Source organism: Pseudomonas sp. FBCC-B545, from assembly GCF_059134095.1.
The window spans coordinates 5600425-5624396 of sequence record NZ_CP101441.1 but is presented as its reverse complement, the minus strand read 5'-3'; the positions used below and the strand labels follow the sequence as shown (position 1 = coordinate 5624396).

The window sequence follows — 23972 nt, the reverse complement described above, 5'->3', positions numbered from 1 at the left end:
ACTGTGGTGTCTGCACCAGCGCTATCGGGGGCTTGCCCCCGATGAGGCCCTCAGCAGCGCCGCAAATCAGCCCGCCAATAGCCAAACCCCTGTCGCCGCCGAAGCCGCCCCGACCACTCGCACCAAGGGCGCCGCCGCAACCGGCAGAAAGCGCACCACCGCATAACCTGCGGCATGCAACACCGCAGTCGCCCCCACAAACCCAGCGGCATACGCCCAAGGGCTGGTCATGTCCGGCAATTCCAAACCATGGGCTACACCATGGAACAACGCAAACAACGCCGTGGCACCCACGGCCACAAAAAGCGGCGGCCGCACTGCCAATGCTACAGCCAGGCCCAACGCCAGCACCGACGCCGCAATCCCGCTTTCCAGCGCCGGCAATTGCAGCCCTTCAAAACCCAGCACGCCGCCAATCAACATGGTGCCCACGAAGGCACAAGGCAGCGCCCAGCGTGCGTTGCCTTTTTGCTGCGCCGCCCATAGACCGACCGCTACCATGGCCAGCAAGTGATCGAGGCCACCCAGCGGGTGGCTGATGCCGGCCACCAGGCCATTGTCGCCGTGGCCTGGATGGGCGAAGGCCAGGGCAGGGGCGAGCAGCAGCGTGGCCGCGGCGAAGAGTTTGTTGAGGCTCATGGACAGGTTCCTTATAGGTTGATCAGGCGGCGGTCAGCAGGCCCTGGCGTTCGATAAAGGCGACGATTTCTTCAAGGCCGACCCCGGTTTTCTGGTTGCTGAACACAAAGGGCTTACCGTTGCGCATGCGCTGGGTGTCGCTGTTCATCAATTCCAGCGAGGCGCCCACCAGCGGGGCCAGGTCGATCTTGTTGATCACCAGCAGGTCGGATTTGCAAATTCCGGGCCCGCCCTTGCGTGGCAGCTTGTCGCCGGCGGACACATCGATCACATAGATGGTCAGGTCCGACAGTTCCGGGCTGAAAGTGGCCGACAGGTTGTCACCGCCGGACTCCACCAGGATCAGGTCCAGGCCCGGGAAGCGGCGGTTGAGCTGGTCGACGGCCTCCAGGTTGATCGAGGCGTCTTCGCGAATCGCCGTGTGCGGGCAACCACCGGTTTCCACGCCGATGATGCGCTCGGGCGCCAGGGCCTGGTTGCGCACCAGGAAGTCGGCGTCTTCGCGGGTGTAGATGTCGTTGGTGACCACCGCCAGGTTGTAGCGATCACGCAGGGCCAGGCACAGGGCGAGGGTCAGGGCGGTCTTGCCGGAGCCCACCGGGCCGCCGATGCCGACGCGCAGGGGTTGGGTGTTCATATCTGATTCTCCAAAAAAACTAGGAACGGAACAGGCGGCTGTATTGACGCTCGTGGGCCATGCACGCCAGGGACAGGCCAAAGGCGGCGCTGCCCAAATGCTTGGGGTCGATGCGCTCGGCGTTTTGCTGGGCTTGTTGCAGCAGCGGCAACAGTTCGCTGGTCAGGCGTTGTGCGGCTTGCTGGCCGAGGGGCAGGGTTTTCATCAACACCGCCAGTTGGTTTTCCAGCCAGCTCCACAGCCAGGCGGCGAGGGCGTCCTCGGGGCTGATATTCCAGGCGCGGGCGGCCAGGGCCCAGCCGAGGGCCAAGTGCGGTTCGCCGCGTTGTGCGAGGAACTCACGGGCGGCGCTGTCCAGTTCCGGCAAGCCAGTGAGCAGTTGTTGCAGGGAATAGCCCATTTGCCGGCTCTCCTGATACAGCTCGCGGGTCTCGCGGCTGGCACGGTGTTCTTCACACAGCTGTGCCAACTGCGGCCAATCCTGCTCGGCGGCGGCGCGACAATGGGCGAGCAGCAGCGGTGCCTCGAAGCGCGCCAGGTTGAGCAGCAACTGATCACTGATCCAGCGCCGAGCGCTCGCGGCATCCTGCACGCGACCATTGTCCACCGCCATTTCCAGGCCCTGGGAATAGCTGTAGCCGCCAATCGGCAATTGCGGACTGGCCAGGCGCAACAGCGCCCAGGCTGGGTTCATGCGCGCACGCCAAACTGATGCAGCTTGGGCGCGTAGTTGAAGTCTTCGTCGCCATGCCGCGAATGATGATGGCCACCGCCGTAGGCCCCATGTTCCGGCTGGAACGGCGCCTCGATGGTCTGCGCGTCGGCACCCAGCTGTTCAAGCATGGCCTTGAGCACGTAGTCATCGAGCAGGCGCAGCCAGCCGTCGCCGACCTGCAGGGCCACATGGCGGTTACCCAGGTGGTAGGCAGCGCGGGTCAATTCAAACGCATTGCGGCAAGTGACGTGCAGCAGCTGTTCAGGTCTGGCGCGAACGCGTACGACACGTCCGTCTTCGGCTTGTAGGAATTCGCCATCGTGCAGCGGCGGCTGACCACGCTCCAGAAACAGGCCGACGTCTTCACCCTCGGCACTGAAACAGCGCAGGCGGCTTTTGCTGCGGGCTTCGAAGTTCAGCAGCAACTCAGCGGCCCAGAGGGCTTGGGGGGCGATTCGACGGTGTATCACCAGCATCAGGAGGCTTCCAGCTATGAGCGATGGATGAGCTAGAGCAAGGGGCTTGCCAATCCGCAGATTGAGTAGGAATTCCCTGTAGGTAGGCATGGGCATGCTGCCCAATAGGGCATCAGGGAGTTCTCCAAGTGTATCGATTTGGTGCGTGACGGGATTTATAGCACCGGTGAGGGGCGTTTTACGTTTAAGTCGGTGCGGACTTTGATGAAGTTTCTTTCATCATTTTCTTGTTGGTGTTTTTTCGGATTTGTCCTACGTGCTATCAGGATTTGGCGTTCATGACATTACTCTCGGCTTATTTAGGCTGTGCGCCGTGTTTAATTCCACCGCGACGTTCATCATGTTTAGATCAATTTTATGCGTATGCCTTGCCAGCCTGGCCTTTGTCATTTCATCGGCCTCGGCCAGTTTTCAACCACGCGCGACTCTCGGTACTTCCCTGCAGGCCATCAAGCCTGCGTCCATCGATGGCGTGATCGATCGCGCCCATGAGTTGTTGGGCACGCCTTACAAATGGGGCGGCACGTCGGCGGAGCAAGGCTTCGATTGCAGCAGCTTCCTGGTGTATCTGTTCAAGACCGAAGCCAACGTGCTGATACCCCGCACCACCGCGGCCATGCACCGGTCCTCGGCGGCGACTATCAAGCGCAATGCCTTGAAGCCTGGAGATGCAGTATTTTTCAAAGGCAACGGGCGCGGCCAGGTCAGCCATGTCGGCCTGTATATCGGTGAAGGCAAATTCATCCATTCGCCGCGCACCGGCAAAAAGATCCGTATCGATTCACTGAGCAACAGCTATTGGAATAAAAACTACACCACTGCCAAGCGATTCCACACGGCGGGCTGACCGGCTTATTCGGTGCTGCCCAGCCCCTGCCAATGCTTGAGGCCGATAAAGATAAAGCGCAGTTGCTGGGTTATTTTCGCCTGGGGCGTGAGGTGGGGCGGCAAGGCATGGGCCGGTGGGTCGATGATGTCGGGCAGGGTGGCGAACACACTTTTGACGATCAGGTCGGCCATTACATGCAAACCCTCTGGGTCCAGGTGCTGCAACTTCGGCATCAGCGTCAGGTCGGCCGCCAGGTCGCGGGTGATGTCTTCGCGCAGGGCCGCGATGGCTTGGCGTACCGCCAGGCAACCGCCGTACTGTTCACGGGCCAGGAACAGGAATTGTGAGCGGTTGGCCGAGACGACATCGAGAAAGATCCGTACGGAAGCATCGATAATGCCACCCATCACGAACTCGTTATGGCGCACCAGGCGAATCGTGGCGCGGAAGGTCTGGCCGACTTCGCTGACCAAGACCAGCCCCAACTGGTCCATGTCGGCAAAATGGCGATAGAAGCCGGTGGGCACGATACCGGCGGTCTTGGCCACTTCGCGCAGGCTCAGGCTGCCAAACCCACGGCCACACTCCATCAGATGGCGGGCTGCGTCCATCAAGGCGAGGCGGGTCTGTTGCTTCTGTTCGGCACGGGGCAGCATGAGCGAATGGGCTTTGTCGGCGAGTACAGCGACGCACTCTAGCAAAAGCGCTTTGTCGGCGTCGAACTTGGCGGGGGCGAGGCGTGACGCGGTCTATATAAAAGCAAAAGCCCGATCGGCGGATCGGGCTTTTTTCTGGGCCATCACGGGCTTAGCTCTGTGCTTGATGCAGTTCTTGCAGACGGTCGGCACCGCCTTCAGCAACGCCTTCGGTGTAGGCGCGTTTGTTGGCTTGTTCAGCACCGCCTTCTACCAAGCCTTTTTCTTGCAGACGGTTGTAGCCATTTTCAGCCACGGCACCTTTGGCATAGTCACGGTTTTCGTCTTCTTGCGAACCGCTGCGGGCCACGGTCTGGCTGGTTTGCACGGATTGGGCTTTATTTTGTGGGGTGGCCTGTTCGGCAGCTGGCAGGGCAAAAGCGCTGGAAGCCAGGACAGATAACAGGACAGTAGCGAGTAATTGACGTTTCATGGTGGTTGCTCCTCGGGAGGGCGTTAAAGTGGGTACAGGGCTAATGCTACTCTTGATAAGTCGATATAAAAGTTCATAAACACAATGGTAATAATCAACAGAATTGATTGTTCCCTGCAAAGGCTCTAGATCGAGCCTCTCAAGCACGCGGTTTTGCACCGAGGTGGGTATTTTCGACACGAACCTGGGTAACAATGGTGCGCCGGTGATGATCGAAATCTGTCCGTTCGATCAGGAAAGTGGCTTTTTGCGACTAAATTACGCGTCGGGTTAAACCCCCGGGCGGTTTGCCAGTCGTAGTCTTATAGGCTGCTCTAGAGGGGTAGCTCTGCCAGTCGTATTCAGGAGTCCTGTGCAATGACGCGCACTCGTAAAATCGTCGCTTGGAGCTGCGCCAGCTTCGTTCTGTTAATTGCCATCGTGGTCCTGATCCTGGTGTTCTTCGACTGGAATCGCATCAAACCGCCACTCAATGCCAAGGTCTCCGAAGAACTGCATCGCCCGTTCGCCATCAACGGCAACCTCGCGGTGGTGTGGCAGCGTGAGCCCGATGAGGGCGGCTGGCGCGCCTGGGTGCCGTGGCCCCATGTGATTGCCGAAGACCTGACCCTGGGCAACCCCGACTGGTCGAAACAACCGCAGATGGTCACGCTCAAGAAGGTCGAGCTGCGTATTTCGCCCCTGGCCTTGCTGGTGCAGCGCGTGGTGATCCCGCGCATCGACCTCACCGAACCGAGTGCCCAGTTGCAGCGCCTGGCCGACGGCCGTGCCAACTGGACCTTCAAGTTCGATCCAAAGGATCCCGACGCAGAACCCTCCAACTGGGTGGTGGACATTGGCGCCATCGGCTTCGACAAGGGTCATGTGACCCTCGACGATCAAACCCTCAGGACCCAGCTCGATGTGATCATCGATCCATTGGGAAAACCGATTCCGTTCGGCGAAATCGTCGGCGATGCCGATGCGAAGAAGGCCTTGAAAAAAGGCTCGGCACCCCAGGACTACGCGTTCGGCCTCAAGGTCAAAGGCCAATACCACGGCCAGCAGCTCGCCGGCACCGGCAAGATCGGCGGCCTTCTGGCCTTGCAGGACGCGGCCAAACCGTTCCCTCTGCAAGCCCAGGTGAAAGTCGCCGACACCAGCATCGCCCTGGCCGGCACCCTGACCGACCCGCTGAACCTCGGCGCCCTGGACCTGCGCCTGAAACTCTCGGGCAGCAGCCTGGGCAACCTGTACCCGCTGACCGGCGTCACCCTGCCGGACTCGCCGGCCTACTCCACCGATGGCCACCTGATCGCCAAGCTGCATGAAGCCAGCGGCGCCTCATTCCGCTACGAAAAATTCAATGGCAAGATCGGCAACAGCGATATCCACGGCGACCTGGCCTATGTCGCCAGCCAGCCGCGGCCCAAGCTCAGCGGCGCGCTGGTGTCCAACCAGTTACTCATGGATGACCTGGCGCCCTTGATCGGCGCTGATTCCAATGCCAAGCAAAAGGCTCGAGGTGGGGAGAGCAAGCAACCGGCGACCAAGGTGTTGCCGGTGGAAGAGTTCCGCACCGAGCGCTGGAGTGCCATGGATGCCGACGTGGAGTTCACCGGCAAGCGCATCGTGCACAGTGCCGATCTGCCCTTCACCGACCTCTATACCCACCTGGTGCTCAACGACGGCCAACTGAGTCTGGAACCGCTGCGCTTCGGCGTGGCCGGTGGCAAGCTCGATGCGCAGATTCGCCTGAACGGCCGCACCACGCCGATGGAAGGCCGCGCCAAGCTGACGGCGCGTAACTTCAAGCTCAAGCAGTTGTTCCCCAGCTTTGAACCGATGAAAACCAGCTTCGGTGAACTCAACGGCGACGCCGATATATCCGGGCGTGGTAATTCCGTGGCCGCGCTGCTGGGCACCTCCAACGGTGACCTGAAGATGCTGATCAACGACGGCGCCATCAGCCGAGGCCTGATGGAAATCGCCGGGCTCAATGTGGGCAACTACGTGGTGGGCCGCCTGTTCGGCGACAAGGAAGTGAAGATCAACTGCGCGGCGGCGGACTTCGGCATCAAGACGGGGTTGGCGACCACGCGGTTGTTTGTGTTCGATACCGAGAACGCCATCATCTACATCGATGGCACCGCGAACATGGCCACGGAGCAGTTGGACCTGACCATCACGCCGGAGTCCAAGGGCTTTCGCTTGTTTTCGCTGCGCTCGCCGCTGTACGTCAATGGGCCGTTTATCAAGCCCAATGCTGGCGTGAAAGCCATTCCCCTGGCCCTGCGCGGCGCCGGCATGGTGGCCCTGGGCGTTATTGCCGGCCCGGCTGCCGGGTTGCTGGCGCTGGTGGCACCGAGCGGCGATGAGCCGAATCAGTGCGGGCCTTTGCTGCAACAGATGAAAGAGGGCAGAGCGCCGAAAACCGTGAAATAACTGACTACACCTGAAACCAAATGTGGGAGGGGGCTTGCCCCCGATAGCAGTGGTTCAGTCAATATCTAATTCGACTGACACTCCGCTATCGGGAGCAAGCTCCCTCCCACAGGGGGACTGCTGTGTTGCTGATTACAGGTCCTGCAGAATATCCGCCATGTCATCGGCGTGTTCTTCTTCCTGGGCCAGGATGTCTTCGAAGATACGGCGGGTGGTCGGATCCTTATCACCGATGTACTGGATGATTTCACGGTAGCTGTCCACCGCGATACGCTCGGCCACCAAATCCTCGTAGACCATCTCTTTGAGTGAATTGCCCGCCACGTACTGGGCGTGGGAGTTCTTCGACAGCAGGTCAGGGTTGAACTCCGGCTCGCCGCCCAGTTGCACAATGCGCTCGGCCAGTTTATCGGCGTGCTCGGCTTCCTGGGTGGCATGCTCGAGGAACTCATCGGCGGCGACACTGGCTTTCAGGCCGTTGGCCATGAAGTAGTGACGCTTATAGCGCAATACGCAGACCAGCTCGGTGGCCAGCGACTCGTTGAGCAGGCGGATGATCTCCTGACGGTCGGCGTCGTAGCCTTCGGTCACGGCCCCGTTTTCGACATTCTGGCGGGCGCGGCTGCGCAGGGTCGCAATGTCAGTCAAGTGTGCTTCAGTCATTTCAATCTCCTGGGGCTAATCCGGTTTTACGCCACGCTCTGCCGGCGTGATCGCTATAGGTTGTGAGTCCCGGGCCAGGCGAAAAGTTTTATCGGATTTAACAGGATGTGTCATGAGTGGCTCTGACCGGCGTGGTCCAGCGCTCCGACAGAATCACCCCACCCAAGGTCAGCAAGCCGCCCACCAAGTGATACAGCGCCAACTCTTCCTTGAGCACCACCGCTGCAATCAGCGCGGTAATCAACGGCAGCAGATTGAAGAACAGCGTGGTACGGCTCGGCCCAAGCGTCTTCACCGAGTGCATCCACGCCAGTGGCGCCAGCATCGAAGCCAGCAGGCAGGCGTACAGCACCAGCGGAATATTCGCCCAGCCCAATCCCGCCTTGGCCGAGAACAGATACAGCGGGAACAGCACCACCACCGCTACCAGTACTTGTAAATACAGCAGCACCAACGGCGGCAGGCGCAGTTGCCATTTCTTCAGCAGGGTGCTGTAGACCGCGTAGGCCAGTGTGGCGATGAGCATCATGCCGTCGCCCAGGTTGACCCCGTGTTGCAGCAGCGCGGCCAGGCTGCCGGACGACACCACCACGACTACGCCGGCGAATGACAGCACTGCGCCGGTCAGCGCGCCATAGGTCAGGCGTTGGCCCAGGCTGATGATGGCGGCAGTCAGGGCCATCAGTGGCATCAGCGACAGGATGATGCCCATATTGGTGGCGCTGGTCAGCGTGGCCGCGTAATAGGCCAGGCTTTGATACACCGCCATGCCCAGCACGCCGAGGATGAAGATCTTGCCCAGGTTCGGACGGATGAGCGCCCAGTTGGAAACGACCGGCTTGAGCATGAACGGAGTGAACAGCAGCGCGGCTAGCAGCCAGCGGTAAAAACCTATTTCAGCCGGGAAGATCGAACCCACGGCAAGTTTGTTGATCACGGTGTTGCCGGCCCAGATGAAGATGGCCAGCAGCGGATACGCGTATTGCATCGAAAGAATCCAGTGTGTTGACGAGGCGGGATTATCCTCTGTCTGGATCGAAGCCTATACTGCGAACCAGACAACCGACCTCTGAATCCAGACAACATGCCCAGACATACCGTACGCCTCGCGGATTTCGCCAGCCTCCCAAGCCCTGCGTACTTCCGCTACTGCGAGTTCGCCCCGGATACCGAGTGCACCCCGCACCGGCATGGCTGGGGCTCCCTGGACTATTCGGCCAATGGCGTGATGCGCATGGAGGTCGCCGGCAACCGTTTTATGTCGCCGCCGCAGTACGCGGTATGGATCCCACCGGATACCGAGCACAGCTCCTATAACGCCCAGGCGATCGTGTATCGCTCGGTGGGCTTGGCGCCGGCGCTCTGTGAGCAACTGCCGCAAACCCCGTGCACCCTGGCGATCAGCGATATTCTCAAAGCCATCCTCAGCGATTTTGCCCAGCGTGACGTGAATATCCCGCAGACCGACGCCGATATTCGCCTGGCCCAGGTGCTGGTCGATCAGCTCAAACAGGCGCCGATTCACGACGGCTTTCTTCCCTACGCTCGCCATCCTGGACTGCTGGGAGTCCTGGAGGGCATGCAAGCTGAACCCGGCGACAATCGCCCGCTGGTGCAATGGGCCGAACAGGTACATGTCAGCGAACGCACCCTGGCGCGCCAGTTTGTGCGCGAACTGGGCATGAGCTTTGGCGAATGGCGCCAGCGCCTGCGCTACCTGGCCGCCATCGAAGCCTTGGACAGCGAACGCAGCGTGCAACACGTGGCGTTTGACTTGGGCTACAGCACCGCTTCGGCCTTTATCGCCATGTTCCAGCGTCACGCCGGCTGCACGCCGGAGCAGTACCGGCGCTCGAATATACGTGGTCGCTGAAGTTGTAACAGGTTTTGACTACACTGGCAGGTAGGCCGTGCCCGTCGGCACGGTAACAGGGAGAAAACTCCATGAAGATGCTGCGTATTCCGTTGTTGATGATGGGCCTGCTGCTGTGTTCCCAGGGCTTTGCCGCTACCGCCCAGCAGAACAAGATGACCACCTGCAATGCCGAGGCCACGACCAAGACCCTTAAAGGCGATGACCGCAAGGCCTTCATGAAGACCTGCCTGTCGGCGCCTGCCGCCAACGATGCCAAGACCCTGACGCCGCAGCAGCAGAAGATGAAAGACTGCAATGCGTCGGCTAAAACCAAAGCATTGACCGGCGATGCGCGTAAAACATTCATGAGCACCTGCCTCAAAGGTTAATCACGATTTCGCAGGCGCCGCAAAGCAAATGTGGGAGGGGGCTTGCTCCCGATAGCGGCAGGTCAGCTACAGATAAGTTGACTGACATAACGCAATCGGGGGTGCCCCCTCCCACACTGATCGCATTCGCAACCAACCTCCTCGCTTGATTGCCGCAAGGCTGGCAGACTGCCCATCCTTTAACGCCGTTCGTTTTGAGGCTGTATGCCAACGTTTTCTCAGCGTCATGTGTTGTTGCTGTCCAGCTACATCATCATTTTCGGCGGGTTGCTGCTGGTGCTGCCGCTCAAATTGCTGCCCAGCCTGCTGGCCGGCCTGTTGGTCTATGAACTGGTCAACATGCTCACCCCGCAACTGCAACGCCTGATCGAAGGCCGGCGTGCGCGCTGGCTGGCGGTGGCCTTGCTGGGCACCCTGATCGTCAGCGTGCTGACCCTGATCTTCGCCGGCGCCATCAGCTTCCTGCTCCACGAAGCGGAAAACCCCGGGGCGTCCCTCGACAAATTCATGGGCGTGGTCGACCGCGCACGCGGCCAATTGCCGCCGTTTATCGACGCCTACCTGCCCGCCAGCGCCGCCGAGTTCCGCGTCGCCATCGGCGATTGGCTGAGCAAACACCTGAGCGAACTGCAACTGGTTGGCAAAGATGCCGCCCACATGTTCGTCACGCTGCTGATCGGCATGGTGCTCGGCGCGATCATTGCGCTGCAGCGCGTGCCCGACCTGACCAAGCGCAAACCTTTGGCTGCGGCGTTGTTTGATCGTCTGCACCTGCTGGTCCAGGCGTTTCGCAACATCGTCTTCGCCCAGATCAAGATCGCTGCGCTCAATACCGCTTTCACTGCGATCTTCCTCGCGGTGGTGCTGCCGTTGTGCGGCATCCACCTGCCGCTGACCAAAACCCTGATCGTGCTGACCTTCCTGCTTGGCCTATTGCCGGTGATCGGCAACCTGATGTCCAACACCCTGATCACCATCGTTGCGCTGTCGCTGTCGATCTGGGTGGCGGTGGCGGCGCTGGGGTATCTGATTGTGATTCACAAGGTCGAGTACTTCCTCAACGCCCGCATCGTTGGCGGGCAGATCAGTGCCAAGTCGTGGGAGTTGTTGTTGGCGATGCTGGTGTTTGAGGCGGCGTTTGGTTTGCCGGGAGTGGTGGCGGGGCCGATTTATTATGCGTACTTGAAAAGTGAGTTGAAGTTGGGGGGGATGGTTTGACCATCTTCAGGCAGGGCGACTGAAAAGCCGCCCCGTTCTAGCTTACGACGCTTGCGGACTTAGTCTGCGTCCAATTACATCCATCAGATCACACCCATCCCGCAAGGGAATGGCCAGCAGTTGTGCAAAGTCGTGGAGCACCACGGCATCGCTGCTGATTTCTTCTCGGAATGCGAGATTTTCAAGTAATTGCGTCACTGCGCGAATGCGGTACGCCGCGGCTTCGTGTAGGACGTCGAGAGGTGCCTGTGTATCGATGATTAGAGCGGGGATGGTGCAGTCGTTGCCAGTCAAAGGGATGTAGCGATTCATAAGTGAAACTCCGTGGACTAATAAGAAGGAGCTCCCACTCGATTGTCGCCAAACAATTGGGTGGCAGCTGTACGCAGGTTGGCGAACCGGTCCACGGGCCCGGCAGACCCGAAGGTCTCCCGCGCACAGCCGCCATAATGCGGCTTTGCGGGTACAAAAATGCCTGCCAACGAAGCAGGCATTTTTGAACGTGGATGCAGGTCGCCAAACCTGATCGCCATGAGGGCGACGGCCGGACTATAAGCGTCATCACGCAAATCGTGCAAGGTTGGTTACAACATTCATCCGGTAGGGCGGTGGTGGCACAAGGTATTGAGTGCGCGCAGGCCAAAATGTGGGAGGGGGCTTGCTCCCGATGGCGGTATGTCAGTCAGCTTATCTGTAGCTGAACCGCCGCTATCGAGGGCAAGTCGAATCGTCGCACCGCCCCTCCCACATTGGGTTTGCAGCGCCTGCGAGATTGGGGCAGGTCAGCTGCCGTAGCGCTTGCTGGCCTCAATCGCCAGACCGCTGCCGATACTGCCGAAGATATTGCCTTCCACATGCCGCGCATTCGGCAGCATTGCCGAGATGCTGTGGCGCAGTGCCGGGATGCCGCTGGAACCACCGGTAAAGAACACGGTGTCCACCTGGGCCACGTCTACCGAAGCATCATTCAGCAACTGGGTCACGCTGTTGCGCACGCGTTCGAGCAGGCCGTCGATGGCCGACTCGAACAAGGTGCGACTCAAATCCACGCTCAACCCCGGCTCGACCCGATCCAGCAGCACATGGCGGTTGTCTTCGTGGGTCAGCTGGATCTTGGTCTCTTCAACTTCCATCGCCAGCCAGTGCCCGGCGCGCTGTTCGATCAGCTTGAACAGGCGGTCGATGCCGCCGGTGTCTTCGATGTCGTAGCGCATGCTGCCCAGGGCCAGTTGGGATTTCTGCGAGTACACCGAGTTGATGGTGTGCCAGGTAGCCAGGTTCATGTGGTGGCTGGTGGGCATGTAGGCACCGCTTTTCATGCGGCTGCCATAGCCGAACAGCGGCATTATGCCGGCCAGGGACAGTTGCTTGTCGAAGTCGGTACCGCCGATGTGCACGCCGCCGGTGGCGAGGATGTCGCTCTGGCGGTTGTCGTTGTGACGGCGGTCCGGGGACAGGCGCACCAGGGAGAAGTCGGAGGTACCGCCGCCGATGTCGACGATCAATACAAGCTCTTCCTGCTCGATGGTGGACTCGTAGTCGAATGCTGCCGCAATCGGTTCGTACTGGAACGAGATGTCCTTGAAGCCGATCTTGCGCGCCACGTCTACCAGGGTGTTCTCGGCTTCCTGGTCGGCCATGGGGTCGTCATCGACGAAAAACACCGGGCGGCCCAGTACCACTTCCTCGAACTCACGGCCGGCGGTGGCCTCGGCGCGGCTCTTGAGTTGGCCGATAAACAGCGCCAGCAGGTCGGTAAACGGCATGGCCGTGCCCAATACGCTGGTGTCATGTTTGATCAGCTTGGAACCCAGCAGGCTCTTGAGCGAGCGCATCAGCCGGCCTTCGTAGTTTTCCAGGTATTCGTGCAGGGCCAGGCGGCCATACACCGGGCGACGCTCCTCGAAGTTGAAGAACACCACCGACGGCAAGGTGATCTTGTCGTCCTCCAGCGCGATAAGCGTCTCCTCGCCGGGCCGGATCCAGCCGACGGTGGAGTTGGACGTGCCGAAGTCGATACCGCAGGCACGGGCTGGGGATGGGTTTTTCATGTCTATCGGGTTCCGGTTGAAAAACGGCCGCGCAGTGTATGTCAGTCGCAGGCGCTTGCGTAGGCCGACTATCCGTTAAATCACGCTTGAAAGCGCGGGATTTGCCCCCACATCTGGTGCATACGGCTGATGCCGATAACACTTTGACGTACCCCCAGGCCACCACCCTCAACAGGTGCAAGCCAGCGCACGTGGTGCCCCGGGCAGTGCGATCTCGATAAAGGATGGTGAACCGCCGATGGATTTCAAAGATTACTACAAGATTCTGGGTGTAGAGCCGACGGCCAATGATAAGGAAATCAAGGCCGCCTATCGCAAGCTCGCACGCAAATATCACCCCGATGTCAGCAAGGAAAAAGACGCCGAAGCGAAATTCAAGGATGCGTCCGAAGCCTATGAGGCGCTTAAAAGTGCCGACAAGCGCGCCGAGTACGATGAGCTGCGCAAATACGGCCAGCACGGCCAACCGTTCCAGGGGCCACCGGGCTGGCAGAGCCGTGGTGGGTTCGGCGGTGGCGGCGCGGGTACCGAGGACTTTTCCGATTTCTTCAGCTCGATATTCGGTGGTCGTGGCGACGCTTTCGGTGGCGGCCAGCGCCGTCCTGCGGGACGCAAGGGTCAGGACGTGGAGATGCAACTGACGGTGCACCTCGAGGAAACGCTGTCCACCGAGTCCAAGCAGATCAACTTCCAGGTGCCGCAATACGACGCCTCGGGCCGTCACGTCAGCAACACCACCAAGAGCCTGAACGTGAAGATCCCGGCCGGTGTGGCCGACGGCGAGCGCATCCGCCTCAAGGGGCAGGGCGCACCGGGTATCGGTGGCGGCGCCAATGGCGACCTGTACCTGATCATCAAGTTTGCGCCGCACCCCAAGTTTGAAGTGGATGGTGAAAACCTGATCATCAATTTGCCCCTGGCGCCGTGGGAACTGGCGTTGGGCGCGGAAGTGGCGGTGCCGACGCTCACCGGCAAGATCAACCTCAAGGTGCCCGCCGGCAGCCAGAATGGACAGCGTATGCGCGCCAAGGGTCATGGCTTGTCGAACAAGGCCGGGCAGCGCGGTTATCTGTTCGTGCAGCTCAAGGCGGTCATGCCGAAGACGAGCGACGAAGAGGTGAAGCAATTGTGGCAAGCGCTGGCGCAGAAAGCCGCGTTCAACCCGCGTGAGCATTTTTGAGCAGCGATAAATAGCTAGGGCTTGCCAGGCCGGGCGATTCGATAGGTTGGTGTTTTCGCAACCCGTCATGGATGGCCCGCTATGTCAGAGCAACCCGTCACTCCGACCCCCGAAGGTACGTTCAACGTTGACCTTCGGGGCGTGCACTACAACTTCCTCAAGGAACGTGTGCCCGCCTGGTTCAACCAGGCCACCACCCAGCGCCAGCAAGAGCTCGCCGATCACGAACTGGAACTGCCCAGCTGGTACCTGAGCGCTACGACCCAGCAAAAGGCCGACCTGGCCGACAGTCATAACCGTTACCGTGAAGCCTTGAACCAGGTAGAAGAGCACCTGGGCCAGATCGAGGACGTGCTGGCGTTTGCCGAGCCGCTGCTCAAGGACGCGATCAAGACCCGCTTCAAAATGGAACTGGACGTCAGGAACGTCTATTTCGCACGCAAGTACGGGTTCAAGAGTCGCGACGACTTGTACGGCGCCTTTGTCTTCGATCAGCAAGGCGACCCGGCCCAGCGCTATGAATACCGCGGCGTTTCCCTGCTGGAAGCGGCTCTGGCCAACTTCGCGCCTGACGAAGAGAAGGCCAATGCCTGCGCGGATTGCCAGGTGATTACCACCTGGAGTGCCTTCGACAGCGAAATCATTCCGACCCCTAGCGTGGTCCAGGCGCATGCCCTCGCCATTCCTGCCCATGAATTTGCCCAACTGTGCCGCAGCCTGGATCTCGGCAAGCTGTATCAGCAACACATCAAAGACATCGTCCGACCCACGGATGACAGCCAGCGCAGCGCATTGGAGCGCCAGCTTGAAGAGCACCAGCGCCAGCAGTTGGCGTTGAGTGCCGAGGTGGCGGTGCAAACGCGGGAGTGGGGGATCAGTGCTGACGCCTATCGCATGCTCAAGCAGGTCATCAAGGACCCCGCCAGCGCGAGCCTGGACAGCAAGCCGGTGACCTTTGCGGCGCTGAAGATATTTGGCAGCGTGTTAGTCGGCCCGTTGCTGATCGGCCCTGAGCGCAAAGACAGTGACCAGGTCGAGCGCCTGGTGGTCTTCATCCCCAATGACCCCCAGCAGCCACTCAAGGAATATGCCTCCAGCGGCGACTTCATGGCCGACCTCAGGACACGGCTGCACAGCGCTTCCTACCGGCGGTTTTTCAGCCGCTTCGTGCCCCAGCGTGAACAGGGGGCGTTCTTTCAGCATTTCAATCGGCTCTACAAGCCCGCCAACGGCAATGGCGCGGCGGGTGATTACCCATTGGCCGTCAAGCCCGCGCGATTGCCCCTGGATGAGCTGGCGATCGGCGCCGGTCTCTGGCAGCCGCTGCGCGAGGCCCAGGTGCGCAAGATCCTTGCCGACGCCCGCGCCGTGGCCGTGCCCACCGGCGACGAAGATCGCCAGGCCCGACTCGACCGGCTGGCCAGTTACCTGGATGCCGTGATCAGCGCATTTAACCTCGCCGCTTTTGTGGTGCCAGGGCTGGGGCCGATCATGCTGGCGGTGGCGGTGCTGCAGATGTGCGCAGAGGGCTTTGAAGGTATCGAGGCCTATGAGCAAGGCGACTTGAAGACGATGTGGGCACATTTCGCCAGCGTGGCCCTGAACGCGGCCTTCCTTAAGGTCGGCGCCAAGGTACTGCCCGAGATCAAGCTGGCGAGCGTGGTGGATAACCTCAAGCCGGTCACCCTGCCCGACGGCAAACAGCTGCTGTGGAACCCCGACCTGACCCCCTATAAGGTGCAGGTCCAATTGCCCCTGGATGCCAAGCCCGATGCCCTGGGTCTCTACCCGTATAAAGGGCAGACGTTGCTGCCCCACGAAGGTGACCACTATCAGGTCCGCCAGGAACCCGAGACCGGGCGATACCGTATCCAGCATCCTGGCCGTCCTGGCGCTTATGAGCCGCTGCTGGAACATAACCATGCCGGCGCCTGGAGTCATGAAGTCGAGGAGCCGCTGACCTGGGACCTGCCGACCCTGATCCGTCGCCTGGGCCTGCAACAGCGCGGGCTCGACAGCGACACTCTGGAGCAGGCCCGCCTCGCCAGTGGTGTCGAGGAAGACACCTTGCGCCAAAGCTTCGTCGAGCATGAGCCGGTGCCCTTGGTGCTCGAAGACGCCCTCCAGCACTTCAAGGCCCATCAGGACCTGACCCGTTTCGTCGAGCAGATGCGCAGCAACGACCCGGTGCTCTACGCCCAGGCCGACCCGGCGCTGCAATTGCAAATCATGCAGCGGGGTGGGATGTTGCCCGTGGATACCGCCTTGCGTGTCTTGAGTGACGGCGGCCATGTGCTATGGACGCAAGAAGCCTCTGCCACTGTGCCCAGGCGCGTAGCCGTGGTCACTGAAGACCAGTTGGCCCGTGGTGAGTTACTCACTGAGGTGTTGCACACCTTGCAAGGCGTCGACCCACAGCTGGCGGCGATTCCCGGGCGTCCCGAAGAGTCCTTGACGGTGCGGGCTGCCAAGGTGCGCGAGTTCATCGCCACTATCGTCGATACATTCAAGGGCTCGTTGGTCGAAGAGCGCTACCGGGCGTTGAACGCGAGCGATGACCCTGACGTGGGGCTGGTCCAAGGCACTTACCCCAGGCTACCGGCGTCGATGGCCGCCGAGTTGCTCACCAGCATGACCGCGGAACAACGGCAGGTCTTTCGCCGCAGCGGCCTACTGCCCGAGGTGCAGCGTGAGCAGGCGCGTTGGTTCGAGCAGGAAACCCGAGTATCGCGGGCTTACGAAGGGCTGCACTTGGACACACTTGCTGACCTGGACAGCCAACGCCTGGCCCTGCGCACCCTGGAAACCTTGCCCGGCTGGCGACGGGGCACGCGCGTGGAACTGCGCCAGTATGCTCCCGAAGGCACCCTGCTCGACGCCATCGGTTCGCCGGACTCGACGAACCGCAAGACCCTGGTGCTCAAACCCAGCGGTTTGTTCGACGCGCCCATGCCCAGGGATTTCTACACCGCGGCCTGGAACCAACTGTCCAGCGTGGAGCGCCAGGCCCTGGGCTTCACCGATGCCCTGCAAATGAAGGCCGCGATCACTCGATCTCCGCTGCCGCGCCAGCCGCTGCGCACGGTGTTGCTGGAGCACCCGCTGCGCAAGCCGACCGTTGAGCCGGGGCTGCGCCTGCTCGGTGGCGGGCGCGGTCTGCGCCGGTTGCTGGAGCGTGTGACGGGGCCTTCGCAGGCAGCGGCAAAAGCCCGGGCCCAGGTCTTGTATCCCTCCATGGCCGATGACGAACTGACGACGTTTATCCAATCCTTGGGCACGGATGTGCGCGGCGGGCTGGCGCGCCGCGAAGCTGAGCTACAGACGCTGGAGAAGGAGTTGGCGGCGTGGGTGCAAACCCAAACCCATTCGGCAATGCCACAGGCCCAAGCCCCGGCCTATCGCGCCTCCCAGGAAATTCTGCGGGCCTGGCGTCGTATGGGTACAGGCACCCTGCGCTTGCTGATGAATGACCATCTGGAACTGCCGGCATTGAGCGCTGACTTCAGCCATGTGCAGAGACTTGATCTGTTTGGGGTCAAGTGGTCGAGTAGTGCGGACACTTTCCTTAAGACATTTACGGGCCTCAAAGATCTGAGCATTCGAAAAAGTGGCCTCACGGAGTTGCCCGACGCCATCGGCCACATGCGCAACCTGACTTCGCTGGACCTGAGCGCCAACCACATTCGCCTCACCCCCCAAAGCGCCCGGATGCTCAGTGGCCTGGGCGAACTTGAAACACTGCGGCTAACCAGCAACCGCTTGGGCCTTGCCCCGGATTTCAGTGGCATGCCGCGCTTGAAGCAACTGAACCTGAGAGCCGCGCAACTGGAGCAGTGGCCTGCAGGACTGACCGCGTGCCCCGATCTGGAGGTGGTCGACCTGAGCCATAACCTGTTGCGCGAGGTGCCCGCGCAATACCTCGACCCGGCTCCGGGGCAGCTCGAAGAAACTGCCCGACTCAATGGTGTCACCTTGCTTGAGGGCAACCCGTTCCCGCCTGATTACTGGCAGCAGTTCGATAACTATTGGAAACGCCTGGTGGAGGCCCGGTCGCCGGTGGTGTCAAGTGCTCGCGACGGCGCGTTTGACAGTGGCAACCCCAGGCTGGCAAAGATTCGGCGTATGTACCCGAACAAGCGCACGTACGAGGCGAGGGCGTGGGTTTGGCTGATGCGCGAGGAAGCCGATGTGACGTTGGCCAGGCTTGAAGCGCAATTTAATACCCTGGAGCGACAGTTGAATGCCTGGACGTTTTCGGGGGGCGGAGAACGCCAGCGTTATGTGCGGGCGGGCGAACGGCAAATCAACGCCGATAACCTGGACGATCGCTTCCAGGCCCAGCATCGGATCCTCGCCTGCTGGCGCCAAGAGACCCCGCAAAAGCTCAGCAATGACGGGCAGCCGATTGGCCTGGAGCTGGATTTGAGTGGGTTGACCCTGCCGAGCTTGCCGGACCTGGATGTGGATTTCAGCCATGTAGGCTCGCTGAAACTGAGCAATATGCAGCTCAGTGCCTCGCCGGAGGGCTTCCTTGCGCGCTTTCGGCATCTGCGCTGGCTGGACCTGTCCCACAACCAGTTGCGCGCATTGCCGCCGGCCCTGGGGGAAATGCCCAACCTGACCCGGCTGTTCCTGAATGACAACCAGATCCGCCTGAGCGCCGAGACGGCGCAGATCCTATCGGAACGAGTCACGTTGCGTGCGCTCTGGCTGCATCGCAACGTGCTGGGCCTGGCGCCGGACTTCAGCCGTATCACCGACATGCGTTCCCTCGTCCTGAACGGCGCGGGTCTTGATCACTGGCCGCAGGGTTTGGCCGAGCAACCCAACCTGGACCAAGTAGACCTGCGCAATAACAACATCAGCACTATTCCGGCTGCGGTCATTGCTCCGCCTGACGCGCTACTGGCGCAGACAGCACGGGTCAATCGCGTGACGTCGGTCGCTGGCAACCCCTTGACCCCGGACACCCTGCAACAGGTCAGGGACTACAACCAGCGGCTTGAGCAGGCGGGTCTGGCGTCAACGGATGACCCGAACCTGTTGGTAACCACCGCGCTGAATATTCGCGCCCCGGCAGTGACGGACGCTGGTGCCCAGCAGTCATTCCTGCGCTGGGCCCAGGACTTGCCGGTGGAACAAGTGGCAACCAGGAGGGCTCAGTGGCTGGCATTGCGCAACGAGGAGGGCGCCGGCCCGTTCTTCGACATCCTCAACCGTCTCGAATCGGCCGGCCCTGGCCATGCCGACTTGCAACGCCGGGTCTGGGAGGTGATCGACAGCATCAGTGAAAACACCTCGAGTTCAGACAGCCACCGCAAGGAGCTGTTCGACCGCGCGGGCGAGCCAGGTTGCTGTGACCTTGCTGCGTTCTCCTTCAGCAATCTGGAAACCCTGACGCTGGTCTACAGGGCACGCACCCAGGCCGCGGGGCAGATGCAAGGTGTACAACTGTCGAGTCTCTCCAAGGGGCTGTTCCGTCTGCACGAAGTCGACAAGATCGCCTCGGCGGATATCCAGCGCAGCGAGGCCATCGTCAATGATTCGTCGGTGTCGATGAGCGATAAGTTGCCCCATACCCAACGCCTGGCGGAAGAAGTGGAGATCCGGCTGGCCTATCGCTTCGGCCTCAAGGGCCGGCTGCAATTGCCGGGGCAGCCGCAGAAGGTCAGGTTCACCAGCATGGGCGGGGTTACCCCAGCGATGCTGGAGGCCGCCTACGAAAAAGTCATCGCCCTGGACAACTCCGTCGAGGAGTTCCAGGCCCTGTTGTCCCGCGAGTTCTGGAAGGACTATGTGACGCATAAATACCGGGCGCAATTTGATCGGCTCAGCGAGCCCTACCAGCAGCAACTGGCTGCCCTGCATGACCAGCGTGTGGCCGAAGCGGTGTCAGAGACGGTCTATAAGGCCCAGGCCGATGAGTTGCAGGCCCGGCTGGTGATCGAGGAAAGCCAATTGATCGAGGCCTTGAGCCGGCAGGAAATAGCCGAGGTACTGTTGCCACGTGGCCCCCTTGAAGGGTTAGTCGAGCTTGGCGCGGGTCCTGCCTCCGGGTTGCAGCTCAGCCAGGCGCGCACCATCGAGCTGGATGGCAAGCGGTACTTTGTCGCGAGCATGCCCGATGCCCGGGATGGCGAGTACTACATATTGTGGGTGCAGGCGCCGGAGAATCCATTTGCCCTGGTCAGCAGCGGCATCGTCGCCAAGCCCGATATCGACGGCGCATGGATACGCAGGGGCTCGGCGGGCGGCATGCGGTCCGGCAGTTCCAGCGATGAACTTGAAGATGCATCCGAGTCCATGCCGGTGGACCACTACACGGCAACTGAACTGGGCGCCATGAAGCGCGAGGTGCATTTCACCCAACTGCGCAATGTACCGGGCAGTTATGACCGGGTTAACAACGGCAGGTACCCGCTTCGAGATCTACAGGGCAAACCCATGCGTATCCGAAAACTGCAGAGAGAAGTCGTGACCGAATCGGGTGTCAAGTACAGCTCTGAGCAGATCAAGCCTTACATCCAGTTTGAAGGCTACGAGAAGGTGGCGGCGCGTTATGACGAGAAGCTGCAGCAGCGACTGTTCACTGCGCAGGATATGCAGGTGCCCGAGGAAAAGGCGCTGATCGGGCAGTCCATGGTGGTGGCCAACCGGCGTATTGCCAAAGGTGAAATCCTCGGCGTCTACGGCGGCACCGTGCTGCCTTCTCAGGTTGGCAGTCCCGGCGGGCAGACCTATGTGATCCTGGCAGGTGCCAGGCCGACTCCTGGAAAAACGGGCATGGAGCCCATTGAAATTTCGGGGGACAACATCCTCTCCAGGATCAATACCCACTTTGAATATGACGCCAACGGCAAACCCATACGCCAGGCCGCCAGCGGCTACAACGTCGAAGGGGTAGGGTTCGACGTTGAAGTGGAGGAAGGGCAGGGCACGAAGAGCGCAAGGCGCAATATGATCCTGACGGCGGTATTTGCCACTGAAGATATCCCGGCGGGTGTCGAGCTGCGCATGGATTACCAATACAGCGAAGGCATGATCGCGACGCTGTTTGCGTAGCCCCCATTACCTGCAGGCGCGAGCTTGGCGCGCCCGCAGGGGCGGTTCAGAACAGGAAGTAACGTTGGGCCATCGGCAATACATCCGCCGGCTCGCACCACAGCAACTGGCCGTCGGCCTTGACCTGGTAGGTCTGTGGGTCAACCTCGATCTCGGGCAGGTAGTCGTTGTGGATCAAGTCGGTTTTCTGCACACCGCGACAGCCCTTGACCACCGCAATCTGCTTCTTCAAGCCCAGGGCCTCGGGCAAGCCGGCCTCCTGGGCGGCCTGGCTGATAAAGGTCAGGCTGGTGGCGTGCAATGCGCTGCCGAAGCTGGCGAACATCGGGCGGTAATGCACCGGCTGCGGCGTGGGGATCGAGGCGTTGGCGTCGCCCATGAGGCTTGAGGCAATCGCGCCGCCCTTGAGGATCAACGTCGGCTTGATACCAAAGAACGCCGGACGCCACAGTACCAGGTCGGCCCACTTGCCCACTTCGATGGAACCGACGATATGGCTGATGCCGTGGGTGATTGCCGGGTTGATGGTGTACTTGGCGATGTAGCGCTTGGCGCGGAAATTGTCGTTGCCGGGGCCATCACCGGGCAGGGCGCCGCGCTGTTTTTTCATCTTGTCGGCGGTCTGCCAGGTGCGCGTGATCACTTCACCGACGCGGCCCATGGCCTGGCTGTCGGAGCTGATCATCGAGAACGCGCCGAGGTCGTGCAGGATGTCTTCGGCGGCGATGGTCTCGCGGCGGATGCGGCTTTCGGCGAAGGCCACGTCTTCGGCAATGCTCGGGTCCAGATGATGGCAGACCATCAGCATGTCCAGGTGTTCATCGATGGTGTTGCGCGTGAAGGGCCGCGTCGGGTTGGTAGAACTGGGCAGCACGTTCGGGTAACCGCATGCCTTGATGATGTCCGGCGCGTGACCGCCACCGGCGCCTTCGGTGTGGTAGGTGTGGATGGTGCGGCCCTTGAGGGCGGCGAGGGTGGTCTCGACAAAACCGGATTCGTTGAGGGTGTCGCTGTGGATCGCCACCTGCACATCGTATTGGTCGGCCACGCTCAGGCAGTTATCAATGCTTGCCGGAGTCGTGCCCCAGTCTTCATGCAGCTTCAAACCGATGGCGCCGGCCTTGACCTGCTCGATCAGCGGCTCGGGCAAACTGGCGTTGCCCTTGCCGGTGAAACCAATGTTCATCGGGAACGAATCGCTGGCCTGCAGCATGCGCGCCAGGTGCCATGGGCCGGAGGTGCAGGTGGTGGCATTGGTGCCGGTGGCCGGCCCGGTGCCGCCGCCGATCATGGTGGTGACGCCGCTGGTCAACGCTTCTTCGATCTGCTGCGGGCAAATGAAATGCACGTGGGAGTCGATGCCGCCGGCAGTGAGGATCATGCCTTCGCCGGCAATCACCTCGGTGCTGGCGCCGATGGCCATGGACACGCCGGGCTGGATATCGGGATTACCGGCCTTGCCGATCGCGTGGATGCGGCCGTTCTTGAGGCCAACGTCAGCCTTGACGATGCCCCAGTGGTCGATGATCAGCGCGTTGGTGATCAGGGTGTCCACTACCTCATGGGCGAGCAACTGGCTCTGGCCCTGGCCATCGCGGATCACCTTGCCGCCGCCGAATTTGACTTCTTCGCCGTAGACGGTGAAGTCCTGTTCCACCTCGATGAACAGGTCGGTGTCGGCCAGGCGGACCTTGTCACCGACGGTGGGGCCGTACATATCGGCGTAGGCTTGGCGGCTGATTTTCATGTGTGCTTGCCCTGATAAAGATGTGTTGAATGTGCGATCGCTATCGGGGGCAAGCCCCCTCCCACATTTGAAAGTATTCACAAATCAAAGGTGGGAGGGGGCTTGCCCCCGATGAGGCCCTAAAGGTCACCCATGACCCGCCCTGCAAACCCAAATACCCGCCGCCCCCCGCTCAAATCCACCAACTCCACCTCCCGCCGTTGCCCCGGCTCAAACCGCACTGCCGTGCCCGCCGGAATATTCAGGCGCATGCCACGGCTTGCGGCACGATCAAATTCCAGGGCGTCATTGGTCTCGAAAAAATGGTAGTGCGAACCCACCTGGATCGGCCGGTCACCGCTGTTGGCCACGTCGAGGGTGAGGGTGCGGCGGTCGACATTCAGTTCGATGTCGCCCGGCTGGATCTGATATTCGCCAGGAATCATGCAGGTTGCCCCAGGGTCTTGAAGTAGATGGCGGTCGGGCTGTAGTGCCCGTCCGGGCTTTGGCAGTAGTCGGGCAGCTCACCGACCTTGGTATAACGCAGCGACTGGTAGAACGCTTCGGCAGCGGAGCCGGCCTCGGTGTCCAGGTACAGCAGACCGCGCTTGTGCTGGCGTGCGGCGAGCTCCAGGGTGGTCATCAATTGCTGGCCCAGGCCGTGGCGGCGGGCGCTGCTGTGCACCAGCAGCTTTTGCACTTCGGCGCGGTTGAGGCCGTTGGCTTTCTGGCACAGCGCCAGTTGCACGCTGGCGATCACCTGCTCGTCACGCACCACCACCCACAGCAGCAGGCCGGCGTCTTCGATGCTGGCTTGTACGCCGCTCAAATAGGCGCGAGCCTGGGCTTCGTCGAAGTCGTCCATGAAACCCACCGAAGCGCCATGCTGCACTGCGTCCAGCAACAGCTCGATCAAACCCAGGCGGTAATGGGCGAAGCTTTCAGCATTGACTCGACGCAATTGTGCAGCGTTCATCGAT

The 23972-nt window shown here is 61.1% G+C and carries 20 protein-coding genes; 7 read left to right on the top strand and 13 right to left on the bottom strand.

Annotation, left to right across the window (positions count from 1 at the left end; genetic code table 11):
- Positions 1-66 precede the first annotated feature (66 nt).
- The 4 genes from NMB39_RS25960 to ureE are packed head-to-tail and all read right to left on the bottom strand — an operon-like array spanning position 67 to position 2467.
- Positions 67-639, bottom strand: coding sequence for a HupE/UreJ family protein (locus tag NMB39_RS25960; protein ID WP_494339881.1), 573 nt, complete (start codon positions 637-639; stop codon positions 67-69).
- Between the two features lie 22 nt (positions 640-661).
- The gene (gene ureG, locus NMB39_RS25955; protein ID WP_012721947.1) at positions 662-1276 is read right to left on the bottom strand and encodes an urease accessory protein UreG; all 615 of its coding nucleotides are present in this window, start codon (positions 1274-1276) and stop codon (positions 662-664) included.
- A gap of 19 nt (positions 1277-1295) precedes the next feature.
- Positions 1296-1970, bottom strand: coding sequence for an urease accessory protein UreF (locus NMB39_RS25950; protein ID WP_057023404.1), 675 nt, complete (start codon positions 1968-1970; stop codon positions 1296-1298).
- A complete protein-coding gene (ureE, locus tag NMB39_RS25945) occupies positions 1967-2467 on the bottom strand; it encodes an urease accessory protein UreE (RefSeq protein ID WP_046070673.1) in 501 nt (166 codons plus the stop codon). The genes NMB39_RS25950 and ureE overlap by 4 nt, the downstream gene beginning before the upstream one ends.
- A gap of 340 nt (positions 2468-2807) precedes the next feature.
- Between ureE and NMB39_RS25940 the strand changes: the two genes are divergently transcribed.
- Positions 2808-3314 carry a C40 family peptidase gene (locus NMB39_RS25940; protein ID WP_306956939.1) on the top strand — a complete coding sequence of 169 codons (507 nt, stop codon included), beginning with the start codon at positions 2808-2810 and terminating at the stop codon, positions 3312-3314.
- A 5-nt stretch (positions 3315-3319) separates the two neighbouring features.
- On the opposite strand, the gene NMB39_RS25935 is transcribed toward NMB39_RS25940, so the two are convergent.
- Positions 3320-3952, bottom strand: a complete 633-nt coding sequence (locus tag NMB39_RS25935) for a TetR family transcriptional regulator (RefSeq protein WP_046070674.1) — start codon at positions 3950-3952, stop codon at positions 3320-3322.
- Positions 3953-4103: 151 nt separating this feature from the next.
- On the bottom strand, positions 4104-4424 hold the full coding sequence (locus NMB39_RS25930) for a hypothetical protein (protein WP_046070675.1): 321 nt from the start codon (positions 4422-4424) through the stop codon (positions 4104-4106).
- Positions 4425-4781: 357 nt separating this feature from the next.
- Between NMB39_RS25930 and NMB39_RS25925 the strand changes: the two genes are divergently transcribed.
- The gene (locus tag NMB39_RS25925) at positions 4782-6848 is read left to right on the top strand and encodes an AsmA family protein (RefSeq protein WP_494339882.1); all 2067 of its coding nucleotides are present in this window, start codon (positions 4782-4784) and stop codon (positions 6846-6848) included.
- 132 nt (positions 6849-6980) lie between these two features.
- Here the strand turns inward: NMB39_RS25925 and NMB39_RS25920 are convergent, their stop codons facing one another.
- Together NMB39_RS25920 and NMB39_RS25915 are read right to left on the bottom strand one after the other, a co-directional pair.
- Complete coding sequence (locus NMB39_RS25920; protein WP_005784304.1) at positions 6981-7511, bottom strand: ferritin-like domain-containing protein; 531 nt, start codon at positions 7509-7511, stop codon at positions 6981-6983.
- Positions 7512-7608: 97 nt separating this feature from the next.
- Positions 7609-8499, bottom strand: coding sequence for a DMT family transporter (locus tag NMB39_RS25915; protein ID WP_306956940.1), 891 nt, complete (start codon positions 8497-8499; stop codon positions 7609-7611).
- A 96-nt stretch (positions 8500-8595) separates the two neighbouring features.
- On the opposite strand from NMB39_RS25915, the gene NMB39_RS25910 reads away from it, so the two are divergent.
- The 3 genes from NMB39_RS25910 (at position 8596) to NMB39_RS25900 (ending at position 10973) form a co-directional block, all read left to right on the top strand.
- Positions 8596-9384, top strand: a complete 789-nt coding sequence (locus NMB39_RS25910) for an AraC family transcriptional regulator (RefSeq protein WP_057023400.1) — start codon at positions 8596-8598, stop codon at positions 9382-9384.
- Between the two features lie 71 nt (positions 9385-9455).
- Entirely contained in the window at positions 9456-9755 is a 300-nt protein-coding gene (locus NMB39_RS25905) for a PsiF family protein (protein WP_005784310.1), read from the top strand.
- 204 nt (positions 9756-9959) lie between these two features.
- Entirely contained in the window at positions 9960-10973 is a 1014-nt protein-coding gene (locus tag NMB39_RS25900) for an AI-2E family transporter (RefSeq protein WP_046070680.1), read from the top strand.
- Between the two features lie 42 nt (positions 10974-11015).
- Here the strand turns inward: NMB39_RS25900 and NMB39_RS25895 are convergent, their stop codons facing one another.
- Together NMB39_RS25895 and NMB39_RS25890 are read right to left on the bottom strand one after the other, a co-directional pair.
- Positions 11016-11285, bottom strand: a complete 270-nt coding sequence (locus tag NMB39_RS25895) for a hypothetical protein (protein WP_059398419.1) — start codon at positions 11283-11285, stop codon at positions 11016-11018.
- Positions 11286-11755: 470 nt separating this feature from the next.
- A complete protein-coding gene (locus NMB39_RS25890; protein WP_057023398.1) occupies positions 11756-13024 on the bottom strand; it encodes an Hsp70 family protein in 1269 nt (422 codons plus the stop codon).
- A 238-nt stretch (positions 13025-13262) separates the two neighbouring features.
- On the opposite strand from NMB39_RS25890, the gene NMB39_RS25885 reads away from it, so the two are divergent.
- Complete coding sequence (locus NMB39_RS25885; protein ID WP_057023397.1) at positions 13263-14204, top strand: DnaJ C-terminal domain-containing protein; 942 nt, start codon at positions 13263-13265, stop codon at positions 14202-14204.
- An 81-nt stretch (positions 14205-14285) separates the two neighbouring features.
- Positions 14286-21266, top strand: a complete 6981-nt coding sequence (locus NMB39_RS25880; RefSeq protein ID WP_494339883.1) for an NEL-type E3 ubiquitin ligase domain-containing protein — start codon at positions 14286-14288, stop codon at positions 21264-21266.
- A 46-nt stretch (positions 21267-21312) separates the two neighbouring features.
- On the opposite strand, the gene ureC is transcribed toward NMB39_RS25880, so the two are convergent.
- The 3 genes from ureC to NMB39_RS25865 form a co-directional block, all read right to left on the bottom strand.
- Positions 21313-23013 carry an urease subunit alpha gene (gene ureC, locus NMB39_RS25875; protein ID WP_057023395.1) on the bottom strand — a complete coding sequence of 567 codons (1701 nt, stop codon included), beginning with the start codon at positions 23011-23013 and terminating at the stop codon, positions 21313-21315.
- A gap of 119 nt (positions 23014-23132) precedes the next feature.
- Complete coding sequence (locus tag NMB39_RS25870) at positions 23133-23438, bottom strand: urease subunit beta (protein ID WP_057023394.1); 306 nt, start codon at positions 23436-23438, stop codon at positions 23133-23135.
- Entirely contained in the window at positions 23435-23968 is a 534-nt protein-coding gene (locus tag NMB39_RS25865; RefSeq protein ID WP_494339884.1) for a GNAT family N-acetyltransferase, read from the bottom strand. The genes NMB39_RS25870 and NMB39_RS25865 overlap by 4 nt, the downstream gene beginning before the upstream one ends.
- Between the last annotated feature and the right edge of the window lie 4 nt (positions 23969-23972).

Bases quoted from the DNA above. Each gene is read 5' to 3' on its own strand.
- NMB39_RS25960 (WP_494339881.1), bottom strand. From the start codon at position 639: ATGAGCCTCAACAAACTCTTCGCCGCGGCCACGCTGCTGCTCGCCCCT.
- ureG (WP_012721947.1), bottom strand. From the start codon at position 1,276: ATGAACACCCAACCCCTGCGCGTCGGCATCGGCGGCCCGGTGGGCTCC.
- NMB39_RS25950 (WP_057023404.1), bottom strand. From the start codon at position 1,970: ATGAACCCAGCCTGGGCGCTGTTGCGCCTGGCCAGTCCGCAATTGCCG.
- ureE (WP_046070673.1), bottom strand. From the start codon at position 2,467: ATGCTGGTGATACACCGTCGAATCGCCCCCCAAGCCCTCTGGGCCGCT.
- NMB39_RS25940 (WP_306956939.1), top strand. From the start codon at position 2,808: ATGTTTAGATCAATTTTATGCGTATGCCTTGCCAGCCTGGCCTTTGTC.
- NMB39_RS25935 (WP_046070674.1), bottom strand. From the start codon at position 3,952: ATGCTGCCCCGTGCCGAACAGAAGCAACAGACCCGCCTCGCCTTGATG.
- NMB39_RS25930 (WP_046070675.1), bottom strand. From the start codon at position 4,424: ATGAAACGTCAATTACTCGCTACTGTCCTGTTATCTGTCCTGGCTTCC.
- NMB39_RS25925 (WP_494339882.1), top strand. From the start codon at position 4,782: ATGACGCGCACTCGTAAAATCGTCGCTTGGAGCTGCGCCAGCTTCGTT.
- NMB39_RS25920 (WP_005784304.1), bottom strand. From the start codon at position 7,511: ATGACTGAAGCACACTTGACTGACATTGCGACCCTGCGCAGCCGCGCC.
- NMB39_RS25915 (WP_306956940.1), bottom strand. From the start codon at position 8,499: ATGCAATACGCGTATCCGCTGCTGGCCATCTTCATCTGGGCCGGCAAC.
- NMB39_RS25910 (WP_057023400.1), top strand. From the start codon at position 8,596: ATGCCCAGACATACCGTACGCCTCGCGGATTTCGCCAGCCTCCCAAGC.
- NMB39_RS25905 (WP_005784310.1), top strand. From the start codon at position 9,456: ATGAAGATGCTGCGTATTCCGTTGTTGATGATGGGCCTGCTGCTGTGT.
- NMB39_RS25900 (WP_046070680.1), top strand. From the start codon at position 9,960: ATGCCAACGTTTTCTCAGCGTCATGTGTTGTTGCTGTCCAGCTACATC.
- NMB39_RS25895 (WP_059398419.1), bottom strand. From the start codon at position 11,285: ATGAATCGCTACATCCCTTTGACTGGCAACGACTGCACCATCCCCGCT.
- NMB39_RS25890 (WP_057023398.1), bottom strand. From the start codon at position 13,024: ATGAAAAACCCATCCCCAGCCCGTGCCTGCGGTATCGACTTCGGCACG.
- NMB39_RS25885 (WP_057023397.1), top strand. From the start codon at position 13,263: ATGGATTTCAAAGATTACTACAAGATTCTGGGTGTAGAGCCGACGGCC.
- NMB39_RS25880 (WP_494339883.1), top strand. From the start codon at position 14,286: ATGTCAGAGCAACCCGTCACTCCGACCCCCGAAGGTACGTTCAACGTT.
- ureC (WP_057023395.1), bottom strand. From the start codon at position 23,013: ATGAAAATCAGCCGCCAAGCCTACGCCGATATGTACGGCCCCACCGTC.
- NMB39_RS25870 (WP_057023394.1), bottom strand. From the start codon at position 23,438: ATGATTCCTGGCGAATATCAGATCCAGCCGGGCGACATCGAACTGAAT.
- NMB39_RS25865 (WP_494339884.1), bottom strand. From the start codon at position 23,968: ATGAACGCTGCACAATTGCGTCGAGTCAATGCTGAAAGCTTCGCCCAT.